The sequence below is a fragment of the Fontibacillus phaseoli genome (assembly GCF_003337355.1).
Lineage (GTDB): Bacteria > Bacillota > Bacilli > Paenibacillales > Paenibacillaceae > Fontibacillus > Fontibacillus phaseoli.
In genome coordinates this window covers 1-7,958 of sequence record NZ_QPJW01000026.1, presented here as the reverse complement: position 1 = coordinate 7,958, position 7,958 = coordinate 1, and the positions used below count along the sequence as shown (strand labels likewise).

Here is a 7,958-nt window from a genome sequence, read left to right as displayed (position 1 = left end):
ACGGGGGTAACCTCTCGTTCCCCCCTTTTCACCCATTCCATAACCTAAAGAGAAACCCATGGTCTAAGTTTGACCATGGGTTTCTCGACAATCTGAGCTCCCATCAGGGAGCTATTACTTTTTTACGAATTTTACATTTATGAGAGTATCCCCGCTTTTTCGACAGTATCTCTGATTGACGATATTTGGAAGTGTTTACTATGATTGATATAGGCCGTTTTTCTTAATCGGTGGTTGTCACTCCCAAATTATATATAGGACAAGCTCATGGAATAGGAAACAAGGTGGAGAGGTGAAGCTTCATATCTGACCAAAAGATATGGACTTTCTGCATAGTGATCGTTAGTTGTCGTCAGAGGCTGGAAGATCATTCGGAGAATAAGGGGGAACCGACTTGTTGAGCGAATTCCAGGAGACATTGCTCCAGTCCGTTAAAGCGTATCAATCTACCCAGCTTGTTAAGAACAAGTACGAAAACGTACTTCAACAGCTTGACAGCGGCATTATGCTGTTTGATAGCGATGGCGTTTTGACTTTCATTAATGTGCAGATGGCCAGGCTGCTTGAAATTCCGCGCCACTCACTAATCGGCTGCAATTTGCTCCAGTTGTTGCGCCACCCGCACATAAGCCGTTATAAGAAGAGAAAAATATTGCGCCTTTACCGGGAAACGATTTTTTATCGTAAAAAGAATCATGAATTTGTCGACGAATACGGCAGGTACTGGTTGGCTACGGTTACATACGGAGACCAAATGGACGGCGATTATTTGCTGAGCGTTAAGGATGTGTCCGAATTCAAGCAAATCGAACAAACCGCTTACCAAAATGATAAATTGGCGATGCTGGGTAAAATTTCAGCGGCAATCGCGCATGAAATCCGTAATCCGCTTACGGCGATCCGCGGATTCATTCAATTGCTTAGGCCCCACCTGGTTCAACTAGGAAGAGATGAGTATGCCCGGATTATCTTGAACGAGATCGACCGTGCCAATGACATCATATACGAATTTTTAAACTCCTCGAAACCTTCGGCACCGCAAAAGGTCGTGATTAGCATAGCCTCTCTTTTAAAGGAGGTCGTTCTTTTAACCGAAAGCGAAGCGCTCATGATGGGGTGTGAAATCAATTTGCAGGAAGCCGACCCGCATATGAAGGTATCTATCGACGTGAAGCAGATTAAGCAAGTGCTCCTCAACATGATCAAGAACGCAATGGATGCGATCGAGGAGGTTAGCGAGGATCATTCCGGAGTCATTGAAATCGACGCCAGACTTGATGGGAAGTACGTAAATATATCAATCAGGGATAATGGAAACGGCATGGACAAAGCGTTGCTGGGCCGCTTATTCGATCCCTTTTTTACGACAAAGGAGAAAGGTACGGGGCTAGGATTATCCGTAAGTTATCGCATTATCAAGAATCACAGGGGAAATATTCACGTGGACAGTTTTAAAGGGACAGGCACCGTATTTGTTATTTCCCTTCCCTTGGTGCCGTAATAAAAGTTAAATAAGGGCTGTTCCGACGTAAAATAGTACGTCGGAACAGCCCTTTGATAGTTAGCGACTAGTGAATATTCACTCTGATTTTGAGGAAGCGGCTACCGGGGAATCACTGCATGCGGCGGAACAGGATTTCTGCTGTGAGCAGGACGCGCAGGCGCCTTTTTTGCTTTTTCGGAGCCCCCGGTACAGGGCGAAAGCAGCGTAGGAGAATACGATGGTAATAATGACGATATCAGCCATCTTAGTCAACTCCTTTCCAAAATTAAATGTTAACCTTTGTTGATGTAATGAAAAATACTATGCCAGTCCGATCAATTTACCGCCTTGGTAGATAATCAGCGATACCGCATAGGCGAGGACAAGGGCGTAAGCAATGGAAAACAATGTCCATTTCCATGACGCCGTTTCCTTGCGCAGTACGCCGACGGTTGCCAGACAAGGCGTGTAAAGGAGAACGAAGGCCATGAAGCTATAAGCTTGTAACGGCGTGAACGCAGCCGCGATTTGGCCCTGAAGCCCGGCCATGTCCGGCACATGATAAATGATATTCATCGTGGAGACAACAACTTCTTTAGCCATAAATCCGGTGACCAGCGCGGCTCCCGATTGCCAGGTGCCGAAGCCGATCGGGCCCAGGAGCGATGCGAAGAAACCGCCTATAGAAGCGAGGAAGCTGTCGTCCATATCGACTGCGACTCCACCTGGACCAAGATAGGTCAATAGCCAGATCAGGACGGAGCCGCCAAGAATGAAAGTTCCTGCCTTGCGCAGGAATCCTTTGCCTTTTTCCCATGTGCTGCGGAACAAGGTGACTGCTTGCGGCATCCGGTAAGGAGGCAGTTCGACCATAAAGAAGGACTTGCTGTCTTTAAACATGAACATGGAAAATAGTTTGGCAAGCAACAAGGTAAGCACGATACCCATAACATAAAGCGATAATACGACAAGAGCCTGTGATTTTGCGAAAAAAATACCGGCGAATAGCGCATATACGGGCAGCCGGGCAGAACAGGACATCAGGGGGACAAGAAGCATAGTCAGGGTACGTTCCTTCTGCTGTTCGATGCTTCTCGAAGCCATGATAGCCGGAACATTGCAACCGAATCCGATAATAAACGGAATCAGCGCTTTGCCGTTCAATCCGACCATTTCCATCAATTTGTCCATCATCACGGTAATCCGCGCCATGTAACCCGAATCTTCAATGAAGGAAATAATCAGGAACATGATGAATATCTGCGGCATAAATACCAGAACCCCGCCAACACCGGCGATAATACCATCAATAATAAGTGCGTAGGTAAACTTGGAGGCCCCGACTGCGGATAGTCCGCGTTCCACCAGGCCGCTCAAGGGTCCGGATATGAAGGTATCGAGCAAATCCGAAAGCGGGTTACCGAGCCAATCAAACGTAAGCTCGAAAGTAAGAAACATGAACAGCAGGAAGATCGGAATTCCCCAGACAGGGTGGGCCGCGAAGGCATCGATTTTTTCCGTCAAGCTGTGCGGTTTCTGATTTGAATGATCGACAGCCGATTTACAGATCTCGTGGATGATCTCCAGACGAACCGAGCGAATATACTCTTGCAGGGATGCTGGATTTCCGTCGTTTGTAAGCCGTGCCTGCGTGTTCTCGACAATTTTCAGCACGCGTGCAAGCACGTCAGCCGGAAAAGATAATGAGCTCATTACTGCAGGATTATTTTCCAGGATTTGCAGCGCGACCCATCTTGGGAGCAATGGCGTGGAAGTCAAATAAGTGGTTACTTCCCGGGAAATAAGAAGAATCGCTTCCTCGATGATATCTCCGTAATGGATTTCAAACTGTTGTGTTTGAGCGTTATCCTTGGCCTTGCTCATGCTTAGAAGCAGATCTTTGGTGCCCGAGCCGGTCCGTGCGACAAGAGGTATAATTTCGGTATGAAGGCTGGCGGACAACCTTTCGATATCGATGGATAAGCCGCGGGCTTTGGCCACATCGACCATATTCAATCCGATGATGACCGGTTTTCCGTATTCAAGCAGTTGAATGGTAAGATACAAGTTCCGTTCCAGTTGGGAGGCATCGACGATGTTGATTAACAAAGACGGGGATTCGGTGACCAGATATTCGGCGGCCACACCCTCATCCCTTGATAGAGGATGTAGTGAGTAAATGCCGGGGAGATCGGTAAGCGGGCCGCTTTTGTCCTTCAAGTGTCCGACTTTTTTCTCGACCGTTACACCGGACCAGTTGCCCACGTATTCATAGGAGCTTGTAAGCGTGTTAAAAAGCGAAGTCTTTCCTGTATTGGGATTTCCGATAAGAGCCGCACCGCTCATGATACCAACACCTCAATTTTCGCAGCTTCCTTCTGCCGGATACCAAGAAGTTGGCCGCCGCATTCGAGTAAGATGGGACCGCCCCATAGGCACAGACGCTTGACGGTTATGTTGGAGCCTTCCGCTACACCCAAATCGGCAAGACGACGTTTGAGTATGGGATCTATGTTGCCGAAGCGACAGATGGACCCGGAATTGCCGGGTTGTAAACCTGATAAACAGCATTGGCATGGTGTCAACGGACATCACTCCTTTAGCGCTCATTCGATATTGAGAATCAATCTCAATTAAATTCAATTCAATATATCATGAAAGAAAAAGAAGAACCGTGATAATAATCACAACAAAAATCAGTTTTACATCTTTACTTTTTGTTTTCGCTTCAAGTAAGATGGATAGTAAAACAAACAGGGAAAGGGATCGGTAGGGATGAAGGAAAATCAAAGTAAAATTGTAGATTGTACGATACGCGACGGAGGCCTGGTTAATAACTGGGATTTCAGCGTAGAATTTGTTCAAAAATTATATGCCGGTCTTAACGACGCAGGCGTAGATTATATGGAAATCGGATATAAGAATTCGCCCAAGCTATTGAAGGGAGCCGACCAGGCTGGACCTTGGCGGTTTTTGAACGATGATTTTCTCAAAGAGGTCATTCCGCAAAAGGGGAATACGAAGCTGTCCGCTCTGGTGGATATCGGCCGGGTGGATGAGAACGATATTCTGCCACGGAGCGAAAGTCTGCTGGATCTGATCCGGGTGGCCTGCTACGTCAAAGATGTGGACAAGGCGCTGAAACTGGTTCAGCTTTTCCATGATCGCGGATATGAAACTACATTAAATATAATGGCGCTTTCGAACGTAATGGAGAACGAATTGCTTGAAGCGTTTGAAATGATTCGAGAAAGCGTCGTTGACGTCGTATATATTGTAGATTCATACGGAAGCCTCGATTACAAGGACATGGAATACCTGGTCAACAAATTCAAAACCCATTTGCCGAATAAACGGCTGGGCGTGCATACGCATAATAACATGCAGCTGGCTTTCTCCAACACGCTTGTAGCCGCCGATCTAGGCGTAGAATTTTTGGATGCCTCGGTATACGGAATGGGACGCGCGGCCGGCAACTGCCCGACCGAACTCCTGGTGACGCATCTGAAAAACACGAATTACAAGCTCCGTCCGGTGCTGGACGTGCTGGAACAGTTGCTTATTCCGCTTCGTGAGAAAGAGGAATGGGGTTATCTGATTCCGTACATGATTACCGGAACGCTGGACGAGCATCCCCGCTCGGCTATGGCGCTACGGGCTTCGGAGGATAAAGACAAAGCTGTCGATTTCTATGATAAATTAACGACGCCTGAAGTCAGCTTCGAGAAAAAGTAATCGTTACTAGGCAAAAGTTCGGCCGATCCCGTGCCGGACTTTTGCTTGTTTTTGACTATATTTTTAGCAAGTTACAATGAATTTTGAACAATATAAGTGAATATTCATGCAGCTTTTAGATTCCTTTAAAAGAAAAGGCAGGAAAAGGTCGTTTCTTGTTGAATTGTACATATTAGCAGCTTCACAGATAATAACCTCCGGGGGTTGAACACAAATGAGAATCAGGACAGAGGAGAGGACAACAATCATCCAGGGAGGATTCGGTTTGACGGTGATGCTCGGTGCTATTTGGCTTTCTGCCGGCACCGGGGAAACGCCGTCTGCCGCGGAATCACTGCAAACTTTGCAGTTGATGGCCGGTTTGGTCAGCGGTGCCGTATCTTTCGCTATTTTTACTCAGGGATGGATTTTGTTCACAGAAAAGTTGTCGAAACAGCGGCTGTACTCCGCGGTGCTATTCTCCATCCTGGGAGTACTGAATGTTCTTCACGCCGCAGGCACGAGCGGGATCAAACTGTTTGGCATAGAGACGGGATTCCGCTTATCGAATGCATTTTTAATCATTTCGCATCTGTTATGCGCGGCTGGAATGCTGATCATATTTTCGACGTCTGACCGGCAAACATCAGGGAAACATAAACTATTCGTTTTTTTGGGTACCGCATGGATCGGTGCTACGGGAATTGTGTTGCTTTATACATATCGTACGGATCTTCCCGCTTTACTTGAATTTCAAGGACATCCTGCAGGCAAATTAGGTTTAATATCAGGAATTTTGGCGCTTTACGCCGCCGGTATTTTTGCCATTCTTTATCGTCATCGTAAGGAACGCCCCAAGGCGACCTTGACGGTTATCCGGGCAATGCTGTTCCTGATGATGGGATTTACGTTGCTTATGTCCGGCAATCCCGGGAATTCCCGGCTGGTGCATGTCCTTGGGGAATGGTATACCGTAATTTCCTATTATTTCGTGCTTAAAGGCGTCTACCATTTGACCATTGATGAACCGTATAAAGGGCAGCGTGCGATCGAAGCCCAGATGAAGCATATGGCTTATCACGACGATTTGACCGGTCTTCCTAACCTTCGCCGAATGAAGGAGACGCTGAACGGACTTCTCGAAGCAGGCGGAAAGAGTGAAGGCGTGCATACGGGAGTTGCAGTAATCAATATCGACCGTTTTAAAGCGATTAACGATTCCTTGGGTTACAGTGCGGGAGACAAGCTATTGATGGAAGTAGGGGAACGTTTAAAAGGGCTTTGCCATGGCGATGAAAAAGTGTTCCGGATGGGCGAAGATGAATTCGCCGTTATCTTTACAGGTCCTATAGACGAATCCGGGATGGAAATACGCGCGGAACAGCTGCTCGTATCGGTGAATCCTTCCGTTATGATCGACGACACGGAATATCATATTTCGTTAAGTATGGGGCTTTCCGTTTATCCCGAAGACGGAAATTCGGTAGATCAGTTGATTCAATACGCGGACATGGCGGTTCACCATGCCAAAGAGCATGACCAAGTGTTCATCCGGTATACGGAAGCCATGAAAAAGGTCACCCAATCCAGGGTCGAACTGGAGAACGATATGCGCAAAGCGTTGGAACGGAACGAGTTTTTTCTGGAATACCAACCTCAATTCAGCCTTCAGAGCGGCAAGATGGTCGGTATGGAGGCGTTGGTCCGCTGGAATCACCCCAAACGGGGCTTGCTTCCGCCAAATGAGTTCATTCCTCTTGCTGAGGACTCCGGACTGATCGTTCCGCTTGGCGAATGGGTGTTGAAAACGGCGTGTCAGCATAATAAAAAGTGGCAGCTCGATGGCTATGAACCTGTCTGTGTCTCGGTGAATTTGTCGATGCGTCAATTCCGGCAGTACAATTTGGCCGACAAGGTCGATGCGATTCTGAAAGAAGTCGGGCTGGAGTCCAAATTTCTGGAGCTTGAGATCACGGAAAGCATGACTTTCGATATCGAAACCGCACTCAACCAGCTTCAAAGCCTGAAACGCTTGGGTATACATATTAGCATTGATGATTTCGGAACAGGATACAGCTCGCTCAATTATTTGAAAAGCCTGCCGATCGATCGTCTGAAGATCGACCGCTCTTTCGTGAAGGAAGTTATGCTGGACGGGAATGATGCCGCCATCGTTTCCACGATTACGACCATGGCGCACCATTTGAAGCTGAAAGTCACCGCAGAAGGGGTGGAGAGCGAGGAGCAGCTTGAATTTCTCAAGGGACAGAATTGTCATGAGGGCCAAGGGTACTTGTTCAGCAAGCCCGTTCCGGCCCGAGTGCTGGAAAGCGAATTCCTTAGCCGGCTTGCCGGCTAAGGTGTTTCTTTTTTAAGCAAAAAACAGTTGCATTGAGTTCTCGAAAATGATATATTATATTTTGTCTTCACGAGAGATACCCTTCAAAAGTGAAGCTTCGGGACGTAGCTCAGCTTGGTAGAGCACCTGGTTTGGGACCAGGGGGTCGCATGTTCAAATCGTGTCGTCCCGACCATGATTATTCTTAACTACGCGGGTGTAGTTCAATGGTAGAACTCCAGCCTTCCAAGCTGGTAGCGTGGGTTCGATTCCCATCACCCGCTTCATATTTACTTACGATAAAGCTGCCGGATGGCGGCTTTTTTTGTTTTGACTTTAGTCAGTTGAGTACGCGAAAGCGTGCGAAACAAAAAACCACCCGCTATGCGGGTGGAGGGACCTAGGGTTTGACCACTAAGACCA

6 protein-coding genes and 2 tRNA genes are annotated in these 7,958 nt (G+C 47.4%); 5 read left to right on the top strand and 3 right to left on the bottom strand.

Features of this window, described 5'->3' with window-relative positions; translation table 11 throughout:
- Positions 1 to 394 precede the first annotated feature (394 nt).
- Positions 395 to 1,501, top strand: coding sequence for an ATP-binding protein (locus DFP94_RS25200; RefSeq protein WP_114499230.1), 1,107 nt, complete (start codon positions 395 to 397; stop codon positions 1,499 to 1,501).
- 78 nt (positions 1,502 to 1,579) lie between these two features.
- Here DFP94_RS25200 and DFP94_RS25195 read toward each other — a convergent pair whose 3' ends face one another.
- Genes DFP94_RS25195 through DFP94_RS25185 form a run of 3 tightly spaced genes read right to left on the bottom strand, consistent with a single transcriptional unit; the run spans position 1,580 to position 4,068 of the window.
- On the bottom strand, positions 1,580 to 1,747 hold the full coding sequence (locus DFP94_RS25195; protein ID WP_114499229.1) for a FeoB-associated Cys-rich membrane protein: 168 nt from the start codon (positions 1,745 to 1,747) through the stop codon (positions 1,580 to 1,582).
- Between the two features lie 57 nt (positions 1,748 to 1,804).
- Positions 1,805 to 3,829, bottom strand: a complete 2,025-nt coding sequence (feoB, locus tag DFP94_RS25190; protein WP_181873290.1) for a ferrous iron transport protein B — start codon at positions 3,827 to 3,829, stop codon at positions 1,805 to 1,807.
- Positions 3,826 to 4,068, bottom strand: coding sequence for a FeoA family protein (locus DFP94_RS25185; protein WP_114499227.1), 243 nt, complete (start codon positions 4,066 to 4,068; stop codon positions 3,826 to 3,828). Before DFP94_RS25185 ends, feoB begins: the two co-directional genes overlap by 4 nt.
- Before the next feature lie 190 nt (positions 4,069 to 4,258).
- Here DFP94_RS25185 and DFP94_RS25180 point away from each other — a divergent pair, with 190 nt between their 5' ends.
- The 4 genes from DFP94_RS25180 to DFP94_RS25165 all read left to right on the top strand — a co-directional run bounded on the left by DFP94_RS25180 (position 4,259) and on the right by DFP94_RS25165 (position 7,819).
- Positions 4,259 to 5,218 carry an aldolase catalytic domain-containing protein gene (locus tag DFP94_RS25180; RefSeq protein ID WP_114499226.1) on the top strand — a complete coding sequence of 320 codons (960 nt, stop codon included), beginning with the start codon at positions 4,259 to 4,261 and terminating at the stop codon, positions 5,216 to 5,218.
- Between the two features lie 214 nt (positions 5,219 to 5,432).
- Complete coding sequence (locus tag DFP94_RS25175) at positions 5,433 to 7,556, top strand: putative bifunctional diguanylate cyclase/phosphodiesterase (protein WP_114499225.1); 2,124 nt, start codon at positions 5,433 to 5,435, stop codon at positions 7,554 to 7,556.
- 98 nt (positions 7,557 to 7,654) lie between these two features.
- A tRNA-Pro gene (locus DFP94_RS25170) sits at positions 7,655 to 7,731 on the top strand.
- Between the two features lie 17 nt (positions 7,732 to 7,748).
- A tRNA-Gly gene (locus DFP94_RS25165) sits at positions 7,749 to 7,819 on the top strand.
- The last annotated feature ends 139 nt before the right edge of the window (positions 7,820 to 7,958 follow it).